This is a genomic window from Stutzerimonas stutzeri SDM-LAC, from assembly GCF_000235745.1.
GTDB lineage: Bacteria > Pseudomonadota > Gammaproteobacteria > Pseudomonadales > Pseudomonadaceae > Stutzerimonas > Stutzerimonas stutzeri_H.
Genome location: NZ_AGSX01000004.1, coordinates 20,380 through 35,810, shown reverse-complemented (window position 1 = coordinate 35,810; position 15,431 = coordinate 20,380). Strand labels below are relative to the sequence as shown.

At 61.5% G+C, this 15,431-nt stretch carries 13 protein-coding genes; 7 read left to right on the top strand and 6 right to left on the bottom strand.

Features of this window, described 5'->3' with window-relative positions:
* Positions 1 to 109: 109 nt before the first annotated feature.
* The 3 genes from PSTU_RS0100150 to PSTU_RS0100140 all read right to left on the bottom strand — a co-directional run bounded on the left by PSTU_RS0100150 (position 110) and on the right by PSTU_RS0100140 (position 5,168).
* Positions 110 to 1,297, bottom strand: coding sequence for a porin (locus PSTU_RS0100150; RefSeq protein ID WP_019339023.1), 1,188 nt, complete (start codon positions 1,295 to 1,297; stop codon positions 110 to 112).
* 275 nt (positions 1,298 to 1,572) lie between these two features.
* Entirely contained in the window at positions 1,573 to 4,104 is a 2,532-nt protein-coding gene (gene pqqF, locus PSTU_RS0100145; protein WP_019339022.1) for a pyrroloquinoline quinone biosynthesis protein PqqF, read from the bottom strand.
* Between the two features lie 107 nt (positions 4,105 to 4,211).
* A complete protein-coding gene (locus PSTU_RS0100140) occupies positions 4,212 to 5,168 on the bottom strand; it encodes a MerR family transcriptional regulator (protein WP_019339021.1) in 957 nt (318 codons plus the stop codon).
* A gap of 269 nt (positions 5,169 to 5,437) precedes the next feature.
* Here PSTU_RS0100140 and PSTU_RS0100135 point away from each other — a divergent pair, with 269 nt between their 5' ends.
* A complete protein-coding gene (locus PSTU_RS0100135; RefSeq protein ID WP_019339020.1) occupies positions 5,438 to 5,884 on the top strand; it encodes a PAS sensor domain-containing protein in 447 nt (148 codons plus the stop codon).
* A 187-nt stretch (positions 5,885 to 6,071) separates the two neighbouring features.
* Here the strand turns inward: PSTU_RS0100135 and hemH are convergent, their stop codons facing one another.
* Positions 6,072 to 7,097 (bottom strand): ferrochelatase, encoded by a 1,026-nt coding sequence (gene hemH / locus PSTU_RS0100130; protein ID WP_019339019.1) that lies wholly within the window; start codon positions 7,095 to 7,097, stop codon positions 6,072 to 6,074.
* Positions 7,098 to 7,169: 72 nt separating this feature from the next.
* Positions 7,170 to 8,069: a TIGR01777 family oxidoreductase gene (locus tag PSTU_RS0100125; RefSeq protein WP_019339018.1), complete on the bottom strand. Its 900-nt coding sequence runs from the start codon at positions 8,067 to 8,069 to the stop codon at positions 7,170 to 7,172.
* Positions 8,070 to 8,245: 176 nt separating this feature from the next.
* On the opposite strand from PSTU_RS0100125, the gene PSTU_RS0100120 reads away from it, so the two are divergent.
* The 6 genes from PSTU_RS0100120 to PSTU_RS0100095 all read left to right on the top strand — a co-directional run bounded on the left by PSTU_RS0100120 (position 8,246) and on the right by PSTU_RS0100095 (position 14,713).
* On the top strand, positions 8,246 to 8,461 hold the full coding sequence (locus PSTU_RS0100120; protein WP_029404526.1) for a TIGR02450 family Trp-rich protein: 216 nt from the start codon (positions 8,246 to 8,248) through the stop codon (positions 8,459 to 8,461).
* A gap of 134 nt (positions 8,462 to 8,595) precedes the next feature.
* On the top strand, positions 8,596 to 9,558 hold the full coding sequence (locus tag PSTU_RS0100115) for a YbgA family protein (RefSeq protein WP_019339016.1): 963 nt from the start codon (positions 8,596 to 8,598) through the stop codon (positions 9,556 to 9,558).
* A gap of 2 nt (positions 9,559 to 9,560) precedes the next feature.
* Positions 9,561 to 10,502, top strand: coding sequence for a MerR family transcriptional regulator (locus PSTU_RS0100110; RefSeq protein ID WP_019339015.1), 942 nt, complete (start codon positions 9,561 to 9,563; stop codon positions 10,500 to 10,502).
* The gene (gene phrB, locus PSTU_RS0100105) at positions 10,499 to 11,926 is read left to right on the top strand and encodes a deoxyribodipyrimidine photo-lyase (protein ID WP_019339014.1); all 1,428 of its coding nucleotides are present in this window, start codon (positions 10,499 to 10,501) and stop codon (positions 11,924 to 11,926) included. Before PSTU_RS0100110 ends, phrB begins: the two co-directional genes overlap by 4 nt.
* A 206-nt stretch (positions 11,927 to 12,132) precedes the next feature.
* Positions 12,133 to 13,629, top strand: coding sequence for a methyl-accepting chemotaxis protein (locus PSTU_RS0100100; RefSeq protein ID WP_019339013.1), 1,497 nt, complete (start codon positions 12,133 to 12,135; stop codon positions 13,627 to 13,629).
* A gap of 301 nt (positions 13,630 to 13,930) precedes the next feature.
* Positions 13,931 to 14,713 carry an SIR2 family NAD-dependent protein deacylase gene (locus PSTU_RS0100095; protein WP_019339012.1) on the top strand — a complete coding sequence of 261 codons (783 nt, stop codon included), beginning with the start codon at positions 13,931 to 13,933 and terminating at the stop codon, positions 14,711 to 14,713.
* A 67-nt stretch (positions 14,714 to 14,780) separates the two neighbouring features.
* Here PSTU_RS0100095 and PSTU_RS0100090 read toward each other — a convergent pair whose 3' ends face one another.
* Complete coding sequence (locus PSTU_RS0100090) at positions 14,781 to 15,401, bottom strand: glutathione S-transferase (RefSeq protein WP_019339011.1); 621 nt, start codon at positions 15,399 to 15,401, stop codon at positions 14,781 to 14,783.
* Between the last annotated feature and the right edge of the window lie 30 nt (positions 15,402 to 15,431).

Here is a 15,431-nt window from a genome sequence, read left to right as displayed (position 1 = left end):
CCCGCAATACACCCCTGTTGGCAGCGCAATCTTCCGCGACCTCACGACAAAACTCGCGGAACGAAAAAAGGCGCCCACTTGAGGCGCCCTTTTTCGTTCTGTGTTGCGGTTACCAGTTGAGCACTGCACCTACGGCGAAGGTGTCTGTGTCTTCGTTCAGCGCACTGCCAGTAGCCGCGTCGACTTCGTACTGGTTGTACTCGGCGACCAGCTTGAGGTTGTCGTTAATCGTGCGGAAGTAGGCGATGCCTCGGGTTTCGTAGTCGGCCTGGCTACCAAGGGCCACCACGTTATTGCCGTCATCCTCGGTCTGACCGTAGGACAGCGCAACACGGTTTTTGCCGAAGGTGTACGAGCCCTGCAGTAGGTAGCCGTCGCTGTCGGTTTCACGCAGAGCCGGTTCCAGGTAGTTGTTGGTGAAGAACGGGCTCATGCCTTCGGCCTGGAAGCCCGATGCTGTCAGCGAGACGCCGCCCATCTTTGCCTGCACACCATAGCCGAGGCCTTTGGAGGTGACTTCGTCCACCGCGGAGTCGGTGTTGTCCGAGGTCTGGTACCCGGCGTTGACCCAGGAATAGATCTGCGCGCCTCCCAGGTCGAACTGGTAGGTGACTTCAGACTCGAAACGCGGGTTGTCCTGATAGGAGCGACCGGCGGCGCTGCTGTCGTTGGTGTCCACCGGGTCCATGACGCCGACCGCAACGCGCAGGCCTTCCATCACCGGCGATCGGTAGGTGATCTGCGAAGTGGGGAACGGATAGGGGTAGCCGGTGCCGATGTTGCCGAATGAGACGCCGGCACCGTCGACCAGACCCAGGGAGTCCGCCGAGTTGCCAAAGCTGGCCAGGAGCTCGTCCATGAAGATGTTCGAGCGGGAGAACAGGCCGAAATCCTTACCGATCAGCACTTCGCCCCAGTCGCCGCCGACAGTGCCGTAGAACTGGCGAACATCGATGGCGGTTGCGGTGCCGTTTGTCTCGCTGTCGTTGATGGTGACCCAGAACGAGGAGCGTGCTCCAAGCTTGAGGTCGCCGACTTGCTTGCCAAAATTGAAGCCGATCCAGTTTGGCAGAAAGCCCATCTTGACCCTGGACTGTCGGCGGTCATTCAGTTCGCCTTCGTGATCGATATCGCTGTTGACGAAAAAGGCGTTGACGTAACCGTCAGTGGAAAAGGTGGTGTCATCTTTTTCGTAAAGCATGATTTCAGCTACTGCCGACTGGCTTAGGGTCATGCCAATCGCGCTGGCCAGAGCCAACGGTAATAAGGTGCTAACCGCTTTCTTCTTGTTGTACATGGCGCTCTCCGCTGATGTGACGACAGGCAGTCGTGTCGAGGCGGATTATCGAAAGCGCAACCGGAGGGCCATACGCTCCAATGGCGGCGACTGGCTGCTACTTTCGTCAGGCTCGATGAACCAAGCGTTAAGGCGCTCCCGGCCGTTCCGTTCGAAGTAGCGCTTAGGTCTTACGCCGTTACGCTTAAGTCGATCTGCAGACGCAAACCGGCAGCTCGACGCCACTCGTGAGCGGTCGGGGAGAAAATGGGATGGGTTTACGGCGGGATTGAGCGTCAGCTCCAGCTCATGTCTGGCGCTGCTGCATTGGCCACAGCCACCCAGCCGGCGTCTGCACCACGCAGTGAGTCCAGGGCTGCCGTCAGGTCGTGCCGCTGAAGCATGCGCATCGCGTCGGCAACCTCGGCGGGTCGACCAAGCTCATGTCCCGCCTGCAGGCACTGCCATGCCTGTTCGGCCTGGGCACGAAAATCCGCTTTGCCGGCTAAGTGCTGGTCAGCGGCTTGGCGTGCCGCGAGCTCGGTCAAATCCTCAGATTGACCGGCCAGCTTCGCGGCGCTGTCGCAGAGAAACCTTTCGACATGCCCGAGGATCTCGCCGGCCGAGGCGCTCGGTGACTGCACGGCAAAAAGCACCCCGGCATGCTCGCCGAACTGACAGAAACGGCTGAATACGGCGTATCCCAGTTGCAGCTCGCTCCTCAACCTTCGGAAAAAGTCTGCTTCGATGACCCGCGCCAACAGACGCCACGACGCCTCGCATTTGGCGGTGCGGTCCGGCAGTGGACAGAACAACAGAAATGCGGTTTCCGCCTTCACGCTACTGCCGCTGAGGTCGTGCCAACGCTTCAACGCTGCGGGCTTGCTGCGAGCAACCGGCATAATCACGGGCGTTCCCGGCAACGCATGTATGGCAGCGCTCAGTGCTCCGCTCACGGACGGCGCGAAGCCGATGGCCTGGCCATGCCACTGAGCCGACTGCCACAGCCGGGACAGTGACGCTGGGTCTGCGTCCGCAGGCTGGGCGTCGGCCGCAGCAGAGCCTGCCAGCAGTCGAGGCAATTGGTTGAGCAACTGGCGGATCAACATCTCATCGTGGCTGAGCGCTGCATCGCGCTCAGCCAGTGAATTGCCCTTTGTGAACGCTGCGGCTGGCGGCACGGTTAGCACTGGCACGATGTCGCTGAGAATCGCCGGTATGGCCTCTGCGAAGCCTTCCAATCGGAGGCACCATGCGCCTCCAAAATTCTCGAAACGCAACATCACGCCCGCTTGCTGCGCTGCCCAAACAGCCGGCTGCAGGGCATGCGCTACCGTGTGCCACACGGCGGCGGAAGACGGGCATCGCGCCAATTGCCAGCGCAGAAACAGGGCGCCCTGCCCGCTCATGTCTTCCGGCCCTTGCCTATGCAGTGCAGGCGGGATATCCGCCGTATCGTGGCGGATTGGGTTGGGCTTCAACCAGGGATTCGGAGCGGGTTGTTGCCAGTGCCAGTCAGCAGGCGTTGTTCGCTGTGGCGGCTCGGTCCGCAGATGCAGCGGAAAACCGCTGGTTTCGATCAGCTCGCAATGGCTTTTGTCGGCAGTGAGGACCAGCGGCGTGGAGCCGAGCATCTGCGCCGTGAGTGACACCAACGCCTGTTGAATCGCAGCTTCATCGCTGTCGGGGCCCCAGGCCTGCGGCTCCACCCAGTAACGTAGCCGTGCCAGCGGCTCGGCGTTGTGCAGATTTCGATGACGGATCCGCTGGTATTCCTCACGGCAAGGCTGCCAGCGTGCGTCGTCGGAGAAGAAACGTATCCAGTCAAGCACCGCATCGATGACGATGGCGCGGGCGTCCACGCCCCGTTGTGTCAGTGACAGCTCAATGACCGCAACGCTCTGCCCTGCATACCAATACGGCGTGCGTAGCTTCACCGACTGGCACAGCTCGGTTTCACGCAGCCGCTGGGCAAGCCCCCCTGGCGCTTCGGAGGCGAGCCAGGTGGCAAGATAATCCAGCGCAGGTACGGCTTGTTCCGGCAGTTGATCAAGAGCGAATGCCAGTTGCAGGCGTGGTTGTGCATTGCTGAGCTGCAAGCGCAGCCAGGCCTCGGTGTTAAAGCGCAATGGCGGGGCCTGGCGAGGAACAGCTGGACGGCTCGCGAGTTCAGCGTCCATTCGCTCTGCGAGACGCTGCAGCACAGCTTCGTGCTGAGGCCCGGCCAGCAATAACTCAATCTGACCGGCGTGGTAGAAACGCTGATGATAGCCAAGCAGAGCCTGCTGAAAGGCGTCGTCCTCGACGGGGAGCGTTCCGCGATTGCCGGCGTGAAAGCCAGCGAATGGATGGTCTGGGTTGGCTGCGCGTCCAAGCGCCGCATCGCACAGCGTTTCGGCGTCCTGTGCACGAGCCAGGTACTCGGCCTGCAAGACTTCGCGTTCACGCAGCTGCGCACCAGGCGCGAGCAGCGGATGGGCAAGCATGTCCAGCAGGCGCTGCAAGCCCTCTTCTAGCTGGCTGGCTGGCAGCTGAAAGAAAAAGTCGGTTTGCCGTTCTCGGGTCGACGCGTTCAACTGCCCTCCGCACCCTTGAACGAAGGGCATCAGGCCTTCGGTCGCAGAGTAATTCCGGCTGCCGAGAAACAGCAGATGCTCCAGAAAATGCGCCAGCCCGGAATAGGTGCTCGGCGCGTCATGCGAGCCAGCATGGACGCGCACCAATGCCGCGGCCTGCGAGCTGCCCAGCAACGGCAGCAGACGCACGCGCAAACCGTTAGAATAAATGCGTTGCTGCGGTCGCTGGAGAGGTTCGGCTGACGAGTGCATTGGGCGACGTGTTCCGGCTGAGAGTTGAAAGGATCGCGCGGGGGCTCCCTCGGCACAATGATGCTTAAGCATCAAAACCTGCGCTCAGCTCGGCAGGTCCGCCCCCGTCAGGTGTCCAGATGTCCGTCGAGGAACTGCAACAGACGACGCTGTATCAATTTGCCGGCGGTGCCCAGACAGGCGATGGGCGATCCGCGCAACCCTTCCTCGGAAAACTCGGCCGCCTCACCCGCCATGGCCAGGGGGCAATCGAGGCTCAGCGCCAGCCTGGCAAATTGTTTCAGCAAGGCGGCGTTGGGCGGAACGTTGGAATACAGCACCAATGCGCGCGGGCGGACCTTTTCGCAGATCAGCGTCAGCTCATCCATCGGTTGACCGATGGCCAGCACACTGACGCCGACCTGATCACTGGAGAGCAGCAGACCGGCAATCAGTAATTCCAGCTCGCGACATTGTCCAGGCACCGCCGCCAGCAACACGCGATCTCCCGTCTGGGCTCGGGCAAGTTGCAGGCGCTGCAACACGCGGGCCCGCAAGAAATTATCGAGAAAGAGCCACTCGCTGGTGTGACCGAACTCTTCCTGGCGCACCAGCAACTGTTGCCACAACGGCAGCAGCACATCCTGAAACACCACGGGTAATGGATAAGTCGAGAAGATCTGCCCATAGACCTGATCGAGGCGGTCCTCATCGAAACTGCTTACAGCCCGCTGCACCTGGGCCTGCCATTCGCGCCACTCGCCGGTGACGGGCTCCTGCTGCTCGGGCCGCACCGCCGCGCGGGTGGCGGCACTGCGCGACAAAATGCTGCCGACCTTGCTTACTGCCACGCCACGTTCCGTCCAAGCCACGATGCTGCGCACTGCCTCGACATCAGCCATCGAATACAGGCGATGACCGCTTTCGGTGCGGGTTGGCTGGATCAAGCCGTAGCGGCGCTCCCAGGCTCGCAGGGTGACCGGATTGACACCCGTCAGGCGAGACACCTCGCGGATCGGGAACAACTCTTCCTGCTTGAGTGATGACGACGAAAGCAGCGAGGAAGCACGGGCAAATTCAGTCATGACGCGGACAGCTCATGCAAAGGAATGGTGGGCAGTGTAACTCAAGGGTCTGCAGGCATAGGCTGTGCAGAGGTTAGAGACGTACAGGATTGTGCGATGTCTCCGAGTTGCGATTTGCGCTTTCAGTCCACGGTGCCCGCGCGCTCTGCACCTGCGACGTATCGGGTTGCGGCCTTGCCGACCGGCAGCGCCGCCTCGCTACAAAACCCTTTGTGCCAGCGCTCAGGTAGTTGTTCTAGAATGCCGCGAAGCGCACAAGAGACACCCCTATGATCAACGCCAAGCTGCTGCAACTGGTAATCGAAGCCTCCAACGACGGTATCGTGGTAGCCGAGCAGGAAGGCGAAGACAACATCCTCATCTACGCCAACCCCGCATTTCAGCGGCTGACCGGCTATGAGGTCGACGACATCCTCTATCAGGACTGTCGCTTCCTGCAGGCCGACGACCGTGACCAGCCCGGTCTTGCGGCGATTCGCGAAGCGATTCGCAACAATACGCCCTGCCGCCAGATCATCCGCAACTACCGCAAGGACGGCAGTGCCTTCTGGAACGAGTTGTCCATCACGCCGGTTTTCAACGAAGGTGACCAGCTCACCTATTTCATCGGCATCCAGAAAGACGTCTCCCCGGAAGTCGAAGCCAAGCAGCGAGTCCGCGAGCTTGAAATCGAAGTCCAGCAGCTCCGGGAGCAACTTGCGGCTCTGCGCAGCTAGCAGGTGTTCCGGTCATCAGTTGCCGAAGGGACGAGACGAACAGCGGGTATTGCGGATCGTCGCGCTGATAGCTGCGACATGCTCCACAGCTGCCTGTCCAGCCGCCCCGTCCCGCTGGAAGCGTTCGAGGCGCCGGATTCGACCCTGTGGCGCGAGCGTCGCTTACCCGCACGCCAAAGCGAGTCGCTTACAGCGCCAGAGGGGCCCGGCGACACAGCGTGACCAACGCCTGCACCCACTGCTCATGGGTGTTCAGGCAAGGGACCAGCTGTAGATCCGTACCGCCGGCAGCAACGAACTGTTCGCGGCCTCGGTCACCGATTTCCTCAAGCGTTTCGATGCAGTCAGCGACGAACGCCGGGCACATCACCAGCAGCTTCTTCACGCCCCTGGCCGCCAGCGCTTCCAGCTGCGCCTCGGTATAGGGTTCGATCCACTTGGCGCGCCCCAGTCGTGACTGGAACGACACCGACCATTGCTCGGGTTGCAAGCCGGCACGCTCGGCGAACGCAGCGGCGCTTTGAATGCACTGCGCGCGGTAGCAGCTGGCGAGCACGGTGCCTTCGGCGCGCTGGCAGCAATCGTCGGTTTTCAGGCAATGCGCGCCGGTTGGATCCGTTTTGCGCAGGTGCCGCTCAGGCAGCCCGTGATAGCTCAGCAGCAGGTGATCGAATGGTTGTTCCAGATGCGCTTGGGCGCTAGCAACCAGCGCCTCGAGGTATTCCGGTTGGTCAAAAAACGGCTGCAGGATCGACAACTGCATGTCCAGGCCCCGATCACGAATCACCCGTCGCGCCTCTTCAATGACAGTGGTCGTGGTGCTGTCGGCGAACTGCGGGTACAGCGGCGCCAAGGTGACCTGCCTGATGCCCTGCGCCGCCAATTTCAGCAACGAGCGTTCAATCGACAGTTCGCCGTAGCGCATCGCCAGTTCCACCGGGCCCTCTTTCCAATGCGGCCGGACGGCGTCCGCCAGGCGTTCGCTGAGTACGACCAGGGGCGATCCTTCCGGCCACCAGATGGACGCGTAGGCATGTGCCGACTGTTCCGGTCGCTTGATCAGGATCAGCGAGACCAGCAGCCGGCGAACGGGCCAAGGCAGATCGATGACATAGGGGTCCATCAGGAACTGGTTTAGATAGCGGCGTACATCGGCCACTTCGGTGGACGCCGGGGAACCCAGATTGACCAACAACAACGCCTGCTCGGACATGCACATTTCCAACTACTGATTTAATGGATCGCGCCGCAACCTGTTGGTCGCGGCGCTATTTTCACACAGCGGTCACGCCTTGCGCAGATCCGCCAATGCCGCATCCAACGTCACGAAACGAAACTGAAACCCCGCGACCTGCAATCGTAGCGGCCGCACTTTCTGACCGCCGAGAATCAACCCAGCAAGTTCACCCAAGCTGGCTTTCAAGGCCAGAGCGGGCACAGGTAGAACGGCTGGTCGACCCATGCTCGCAGCGAATGCCTTGGCGAACTCGCCGTTGCGCACCGGCTGCGGTGCGCACGCATTGTAGGGCCCACTCGCATCGGGCTGGTGCAAGAGAAAATCTATCAGGCCGATCTGGTCGTCGATGTGAATCCAGGACATCCACTGACGACCACTACCCTGCCTGCCTCCAAGCCCTAACGCGAACAGCGGCCGGAGACGTTGCAGGAACCCGCCTCGGGGCGCCAGCACCAGCCCGGTCCGGATCAGTACCACGCGGATGCCAAGCGGCTCTGCTCGCATCGCGCTTTCCTCCCAGGCGGCACACAACTGGCTGGCGAAATCGTTGGTAACCGGGCTGTCGTCCTCGCTCAATTCCCGCTCACCACCGTCGCCATACCAGCCGACGGCCGAGCCGGAGATCAGCACTGCGGGTTTGTGCTGCCTCGTTGCAAGCCACTCGACCAGATGCTCGGTTAACTTGATGCGGCTGTCCCACAGCAGCAGACGACGAGACTTGGTCCAGGGGCGATCGGCTATCGGCGCGCCCGCGAGGTTGATCACCGCATCAAGCGGGACCTGATCGAGTTCGCGCAGATCGCCAATGCCGATTGCCGACTCGCCGCAACGCTCTGCCACCTGCGTGGGCGATCGACTCCAGACCCAGAGCCGATGGCCCTGTGCCAGCCAGTGTCGACACAGCGCGCGACCAATCAGACCGGTCCCGCCGGTGAGCAATATGTTCATTGAGCCCTCCGCATCTTAGCCGTGGTCCCGCGTCGGTCATTCAGCGGGATACATTGTGATGTTAGCGCCTGTACATCAATCTGGCGCTGTATAACTTATTGGCGCAAGCGTAGTCTATGTACAACTCACGATTCGGCAGCCAGTGCATCTCGGCTTTTCCTCAACACCAGGACACCATGAATCGTTTCAATCCAGACAAGCTACTGCTTTCTAAATGGACAGCCACTCAGCCGCAAAACAAGGAAAAGCACTTCCTCATCGCGGATCTGTTGCGCGATGAAAACGGCGTTCTACTGCAGGTCGAGCTACAGGCTGCCCTCACTAGACGCAACCAGTGGATCGACTGGCGTGAGCTGCGCGACGATCAGCGGTGGCTGTTTGGTTGGCAATAGCAAACCTCAGCGCACGAGGCTAGCGCTCCGCAAATCTTGTACAGCAGCGGTTGACTTGTACAAGTAAGGGCTTATGATGACCTCACGTTGTACAGAAAATCCGATCTGTACAAGAACACAGCGAGGCCGATCCCATGCCCAATACCTCTCGCCCTCCTATAAAGGTCGGCATCAGTGCCTGCCTGCTTGGCAGTCCGGTGCGGTTCAATGGCGGCCATAAAGAGTCGCGGCTATGCAGCGAAACGCTGGCCAGGCATTTCGAGTTTGTTCCGGTTTGCCCGGAAGTCGCCATAGGGCTGGGCACGCCCCGGGAGCCAATCCGCCTGATCGGCGATCCAGACAACCCTAGCGCAGTCGGCACCGTGCACCCGGAGCTGGATGTCAGCGAGGCGCTGACCGCGTACGGCAAGCAAATCGCCCACGAACTGAGCGATATCAGCGGTTATATCCTGATGCAGAAATCCCCCTCCTGCGGGATGGAGCGGGTCAAGGTCTACCAGGCCAACGGGCATCCCATTGATGGCGGCGGCTCCGGCCTGTTCGCTCATGCGCTGATGGAAGCGCGGCCAGATCTGCCCATCGAAGAAGATGGCCGGCTGAACGACGCCGTACTGCGGGAAAATTTCCTCACACGAATCTTTGCCTATGCCGAATGGCAACGGTTGCTCGACGCCGGGCTGACCCGCAAGGCGCTGGTCGACTATCACTCGCGCCACAAGTACCAACTGATGGCAACCAATCCTGAGCAGTACAAAGCCCTCGGTCGGATGGTCGCGACAGTCGGCACAAAGCCGCTGGATGAGTTTGCGCCAATCTATTTCAGTCACCTGATGGCCGCGCTCAAGACCGCGGCTTCGCGCGGCACGCACAGCAATGTTCTGCAGCACCTGAGCGGGTACTTGAAGAACGACCTGTGCCGCGACGACAAGCAGGAGCTGCAACGTCTAATCAGCCAATACCGTGAAGGAATCGTGCCGCTCGTCGTGCCAATGACATTGCTGAAACATCACTTGCGTCGTCATCCGGATCGCTACGTTGCCAGCCAGGTGTATCTGCAGCCGCACCCAGAAGATCTCAGCCTGCGCAACGGCATCTGACCATGGCCCTGAGCATTGACGATGACATCGCGCTGAGTCGGGAAGACGGCTGGTTTCCGATCAGGGAGGTGGCGCGCCTCACCGGAGTCAATCCGGTTACGCTTCGCGCCTGGGAACGGCGTTACGGACTGATCGTGCCGCGCCGCACCCCCAAGGGTCATCGGCTCTACGACGGCAGTCACGTCAAGCGCATCCAGAGCATTCTCAAGTGGCTGAATCGGGGCGTCGCGGTCGGCCAGGTCAAACAGTTGCTGGACGCACGTCAGAGCCCCAACCTGCCCGAGCACAACCAGTGGGGCGGTCTTCAGAACCAGATGTTTCTGGCCGTCATCGAGCTTTCCGAGCGGCAGCTCGACGATAGCTTCAACCGTGCGCTTTCCCTGTATCCGCCGGTTACCCTGTGCAAGCACCTGCTGTTGCCTCTGCTGCTGAGCCTCGAACAGCGCTGGACCGGCGCGTTTGGCGCGGAACTTGAGCGTGGCTTGTTCTATTCGTGGCTACGAACCAAGCTCGGCACTCGCATCTACCACAGCAACCGTCAGCATGGCGGCGCGCCGTTGCTGTTGACGACCTTGTGCGAGCAGCCCTTCGAGCCGGGTCTGTGGCTCAGCGCCTGGCTGGTCTCCAGCGCGGGCTGCCCTGCCGAAGTGATTGAGTGGTCGGTACCGCTGACGGAATTGCCGCTCGCCCTGGAACGGATCAAACCGCGGGGTTTGCTGATGTATGCCAGCCAGTCGCTGGACAGCGGTTACCTCAAACGGCAATTACCACGCCTGGCCGACACGCAAGAGCTGCCTCTGCTGTTAGTCGGGCCGGCAGCCAGCATTCACCTGGCCGAACTGCGCAACTTACCCGGCCTTACCCTCGCCATCGACCCGCTTGCGGCGCTCGAAGTCCTGCAGGCGGGGCCGCTGCTTGAAAAATCCAAAGGCTTTCTGGAATGAATCAGCTTCTCTGGCTACGCGCCGACCTGCGCGTCAGTGACAACAGTGCCCTGAATGCCGCAATGAGCGCCGGCCCGACGGTAGCGCTCTATCTGATTACGCCGGGCCAGTGGCGGGCCCATGATGATGCGCCGTGCAAAGTCGATTTCTGGCTACGCAACCTGGCTGAGCTATCGGTACGTCTCTCGGAACTGAACGTTCCGCTGCTGATCCGCAGCGCTGAAGACTGGCAGGCCGTGCCGGCCCTGATTGCCGATCTTTGCCGTACCTATGAAATCGACACCCTGCACGTCAACGACGAATACGGAGCCAACGAGCAGTGCCGTGACGAGGCCGTCGCCGCAGCGCTGCAGCAAACGCCCACCTGCATGCGCCGCCACCTCGATCAGCTGTTGTTTGCGCCAGGCACGATCACGACGCTGTCGGGTGGTTACTTCAAAGTCTTCAGTCAGTTTCGAAAGCTGTGTTATGCCCGGCTGACGCAGTCACTTCCCGCCTGCGTCCCGGTCCCGGATCGTCAGCCTTCGCTGCCGATTGTCAGCGATTCGGTGCCGCAAACAGTCGAAGGGTTTACCCGGCCCAGTGATTACTTACGTTCGCTGTGGCCAGCTGGCGAAGATTTCGCCCAATTGCGTCTCGCGCATTTCGCTGAAGACGCGCTGGCAGACTACCAACAACGTCGCGACTTCCCTGCCGAGCCGGGTACCAGTCAGATGTCCGCTTATCTGGCCGCGGGTGTCGTTTCCCCCCGTCAATGTTTGCATGCCGCGCTGCGAGCGAATCGGGGCGAACTCGACAGTGGCAATCCCGGTGCGGTCACCTGGATCAATGAGCTGCTCTGGCGCGAGTTCTACAAACATGTCCTGGTCGGCTATCCACACGTCTCGATGGGCCGGGGGTTCCGGCGTGAAAGCGAAGCCCTGCCATGGCGTCACGCGCCGGATGAGCTGGCCGCCTGGCAGCAAGGCCGTACCGGTTTTCCAATCATCGATGCGGCGATGCGCCAGTTGTTGGCAACCGGCTGGATGCACAACCGCCTACGCATGATCGTCGCCATGTTTCTGAGCAAAAACCTGCTAATCGACTGGCGCGAAGGCGAGCGCTGGTTCATGCAGCACCTGATCGACGGCGACCTGGCAGCCAACAATGGCGGATGGCAGTGGAGCGCTTCGACGGGAACCGACTCGGTGCCCTATTTCCGACTGTTCAATCCGCTTAGTCAGTCCGCCAAGTTCGATCCGGATGGCCGTTTCCTGCGGCGTTGGTTGCCCGAGCTGGGCGAGTTGGACAACAGAGCAATTCACAACCCGGCGAAACTGCACGGATTGCTTGCTGGCGTCGATTACCCACCGCAAATCGTCGATTTGCCGATGAGTCGCGACCGTGCGCTTTCGGCTTTCAGGCAATTGGGAGAGCCGTTGTGAGCGGCTTCGGAACCGGACAGGCCCCCCCCATACGACTCCTGTCCGCAAATCACCTGTCGTTACAAGGTGCGCGTTGGTCCACCGCCGAGCGCAATCACAACCGGTTCCTGATGCGGCCTTGCCGCTGAGGCGATGGGCGGTCAGAGCTCCAATCCCAAACCAGCCGATATAGCGATGCGCGCCCGAGCGCCTTACGAGAATCAACAATGAACAGCACGACCTTCACCATGCAAGACCACTACCGCAAGGCTGATCGAATCATGCTCGGCGTGCTGTGGTTTCTCGTCGTCTATGCGCTCGGCTTGGCAGCGATGAGCGGCAGTTGGGCACAGGCGATCGTCATTGGTGGCGGTACTGCCGTTGCGATGACGGTGCTCAACGCCCTGATCGCAGGCGAGCGGCTGATGCGTTGCCTCTTCGGTGCGGCGTTCATGATCATGTCGGCGCTGCACATCAATCAGCAACACGGCATGTTGGAGATGCATTTCGGCATCTTCGCCCTGCTCGCGTTTCTGGTGTACTACCGGGACTGGCTGCCGATCGTGGTGGCTGCGGCGACTATCGCAGCGCATCACCTGGCCTTCTTTGCGCTGCAACAGCAGGCAGCCGGGGTGTTCCTGATGCCCAGCGGCAATTGGGGACAAGTCTTCCTGCATGCGTTCTATGTGGTGCTGGAGAGTGCCATCCTCATTTATCTGGCGGTGCGCGCCAACGCTGAAGCGCGCGAAGGCGAAGCACTGCTGCTCGCCGCGGCAGAGATCACCCGCAACCCGGAGCGGATCGACCTGCATCAGCGCTCCGCAGCCAGCGGGCCTGTCGCTGAGCGCTTCAATCACCTGATCGATCAGCTGTCCAAACTGGTCAGCGCGGTAGTAACCGATGCTCGCGGGCTCGACGGTACGGCTGGCAGCCTGAGCGCCGCTACCCGGCAAATGCGCGACGGCGCCGATCTGCAACTGGGCGAAACCGCGCAGATGGTCGATGCAATGCAGCAGATGTCGACGGCCATTGAAGAAGTCTCGGGCCATGCCGATCGGGCTGCACAAGCGGCACAAGCCGCAAACGCGAAGGCTGGACAGGGCCGGCAAGCGATGGCATCCAGCCGCGAGGAAATCGCCCAGCTGGCGCAGCGGATCGACGGAACCGACGCGGTCATGCAAGACCTGGCCGCCCAATCCGAACAGATCGGGCGCGTGCTTGAAGTGATCCGCAACATCGCCGAACAGACCAACCTGCTGGCCTTGAACGCTGCCATCGAAGCCGCTCGGGCCGGGGAGCAAGGCCGGGGCTTTGCGGTAGTGGCCGATGAGGTGAGGAACCTCGCGCAGAAAACGGCGACCTCGACACGTGAGATTCAGGAGATCATCACGCGTCTGCAGCAAAGCAGCCGCAAGGCGGCCGAATCGATGCAGGACAGCCGGCAGGGCGTGGCCCGGTGCGTCGACGACAGCCAGCAAACCACGAAGCTGCTGGACTCCATGGCGCAAGAGATCGAAGCCATCAGCCACATGAACGAGCTGATTGCCGCCGCCACCCATGAGCAAACCGCTGTCTCCGCGGAGATCACCAGCCACCTGCAGAGCGTTCAGCAGATTGCCGAGCAGAACGCTGTAGATGCCAACCAGCTGGAGCAGGACAGTGCCGGTTTGAGCGCGCTGGCCTCGCGCTTGGGCACGCTCAGTGGTCGTTTCGCCGTACGCTGATTGACGACTTCACGGGGCTTCGTTCGTACAACGGCGCTCCCGAAGCAGTCGCGTACCCCGCTCTCTCGATATGTTGCGGACACTGCGAACCATCCGCCGAACGCCCCACAACGATCGCTCGGGATCCGGCGCCGGCAGAAAGTGGATCGCCCTGGCCTTGGAGACTACCCGCTAAGATTGGCGCTGTTTTAGTTGACGCGCACTGGGGACAGGTGTCAGGCGACGATGGACGCCTCTGGCGTTCGACGGTCTCGAATGGTATTGGTCGACGTCTGCTAGCGACTATGCAAGGAGTCAATCCATGATCCCAGCCCCACTGATCGATGCACTGCGTCGCGCCAGGCACGTTGTAGTCTTCTCAGGCGCAGGCGTGTCGGCAGAAAGTGGTATCCCGACATTTCGCGACTCGCTCACCGGGCTGTGGGAGCGTTTCGACGCGGCATCGCTGGCTACACCCGAAGCCTTTCGGATGGACCCGGCGCTCGTCTGGGGATGGTACGAATGGCGGCGCATGAAAGTACTGCAGGCCCAGCCGAACCCCGCCCACACCGCCGTTGCCGAACTGGCTCGCCACGTCCCACGCCTCACGCTCGTCACCCAGAATGTCGACGATTTGCATGAGCGAGCTGGCAGCACCGACGTGGTCCATTTGCACGGTAGCCTTCATCAGCCTCGCTGTTTCGGCTGCGGTAGATGCCCAGACGCACCGTCAAACATGGCGGATGAGCCCGAAGGCGGCCGTCGTCTGGAGCCGCCGCGCTGCACGGCGTGCGGTGGCCAGCTGCGCCCCGGCGTGGTCTGGTTCGGCGAAAGCCTGCCGACTGAAGCACTGAGTGCCGCCTTCGCTGCTGCACAGTCGTGCGACCTGCTGATCTCAGTTGGCACATCCGGAATGGTCTACCCCGCCGCCGAGGTTCCGGGGCTGGCCTGGCGTGGCGGTGCGGTGGTCGTCCATGTCAATCCGCAACCTCGAGCCGATTGCGGCGAGCGGGAATTTGCGCTGGCCGGGCCGGCTGGCGAGCAGTTGCCATTGCTGATCCGGCAGGCCTTTGGTGAGCTGGCCCCAGGCACTCCGGCAAACTAAATTCGTTCGCTCTCGGAGTCAGCGCTGGAGCTTCCTCGTTTCCCACGAGCGACCGTTTCAGGACGCTTCAGGTCAAGGGTGTAACCACAGCCGTCTGATACGCCGTGCGCTGCCGCAGCCGCTCATACCAGGCCTGCAGGTGCGGCAGGTCGGGCCGCTCGATGGGCATCTCGAACCAGGCATAGGCGAAACAACCGAGCGGAATATCGCCCATGCCGAACGACGCGCCGGACAGGTAGGGTTGTTCCGACAACGTCCGGTCGGCAATCGCCAGTAACTTGCCGCACTCCGCTGTTGCGGCAAGCACCGCTGGCATGTCGCGTTGTTCCGGCGCGGTGCGCACCATGTTCCAGAACACTGTGCGAAACGGTGCGGCCAGCGACGAGGTGACCCAGTCCATCCACTTGTCAGCCTGGGCGCGCTGCGCCGGATCCACCTGCCACAAGATGCCCTCACCGTACCGCGCCGCCAGATAACGAACGATGGCGTTGGATTCCCACAGCACCAACTCGCCATCCTCCAGGCAAGGCACCAGCTGGTTGGGGTTCTTTTCAATGTAGTCCGCCTCGCCAACCACCCCGAAGATCCCGCCGGCATCGACACGGGCGTATTCGATATTCAGCTCCTCCAGGCACCAGAGCGCTTTTTTCACGTTGGTCGAATTGAGTCGTCCCCAGAGTTTCAGCATTCGATGTGCTCCTGTGCTTCGATATCGGAT

What these genes read in the sequence shown, in the direction of transcription:
- PSTU_RS0100150 (WP_019339023.1), bottom strand. Translation starts at nt 1,297, where the DNA reads ATGTACAACAAGAAGAAAGCGGTTAGCACCTTATTACCGTTGGCTCTG.
- pqqF (WP_019339022.1), bottom strand. Translation starts at nt 4,104, where the DNA reads ATGCACTCGTCAGCCGAACCTCTCCAGCGACCGCAGCAACGCATTTAT.
- PSTU_RS0100140 (WP_019339021.1), bottom strand. Translation starts at nt 5,168, where the DNA reads ATGACTGAATTTGCCCGTGCTTCCTCGCTGCTTTCGTCGTCATCACTC.
- PSTU_RS0100135 (WP_019339020.1), top strand. Translation starts at nt 5,438, where the DNA reads ATGATCAACGCCAAGCTGCTGCAACTGGTAATCGAAGCCTCCAACGAC.
- hemH (WP_019339019.1), bottom strand. Translation starts at nt 7,097, where the DNA reads ATGTCCGAGCAGGCGTTGTTGTTGGTCAATCTGGGTTCCCCGGCGTCC.
- PSTU_RS0100125 (WP_019339018.1), bottom strand. Translation starts at nt 8,069, where the DNA reads ATGAACATATTGCTCACCGGCGGGACCGGTCTGATTGGTCGCGCGCTG.
- PSTU_RS0100120 (WP_029404526.1), top strand. Translation starts at nt 8,246, where the DNA reads ATGAATCGTTTCAATCCAGACAAGCTACTGCTTTCTAAATGGACAGCC.
- PSTU_RS0100115 (WP_019339016.1), top strand. Translation starts at nt 8,596, where the DNA reads ATGCCCAATACCTCTCGCCCTCCTATAAAGGTCGGCATCAGTGCCTGC.
- PSTU_RS0100110 (WP_019339015.1), top strand. Translation starts at nt 9,561, where the DNA reads ATGGCCCTGAGCATTGACGATGACATCGCGCTGAGTCGGGAAGACGGC.
- phrB (WP_019339014.1), top strand. Translation starts at nt 10,499, where the DNA reads ATGAATCAGCTTCTCTGGCTACGCGCCGACCTGCGCGTCAGTGACAAC.
- PSTU_RS0100100 (WP_019339013.1), top strand. Translation starts at nt 12,133, where the DNA reads ATGAACAGCACGACCTTCACCATGCAAGACCACTACCGCAAGGCTGAT.
- PSTU_RS0100095 (WP_019339012.1), top strand. Translation starts at nt 13,931, where the DNA reads ATGATCCCAGCCCCACTGATCGATGCACTGCGTCGCGCCAGGCACGTT.
- PSTU_RS0100090 (WP_019339011.1), bottom strand. Translation starts at nt 15,401, where the DNA reads ATGCTGAAACTCTGGGGACGACTCAATTCGACCAACGTGAAAAAAGCG.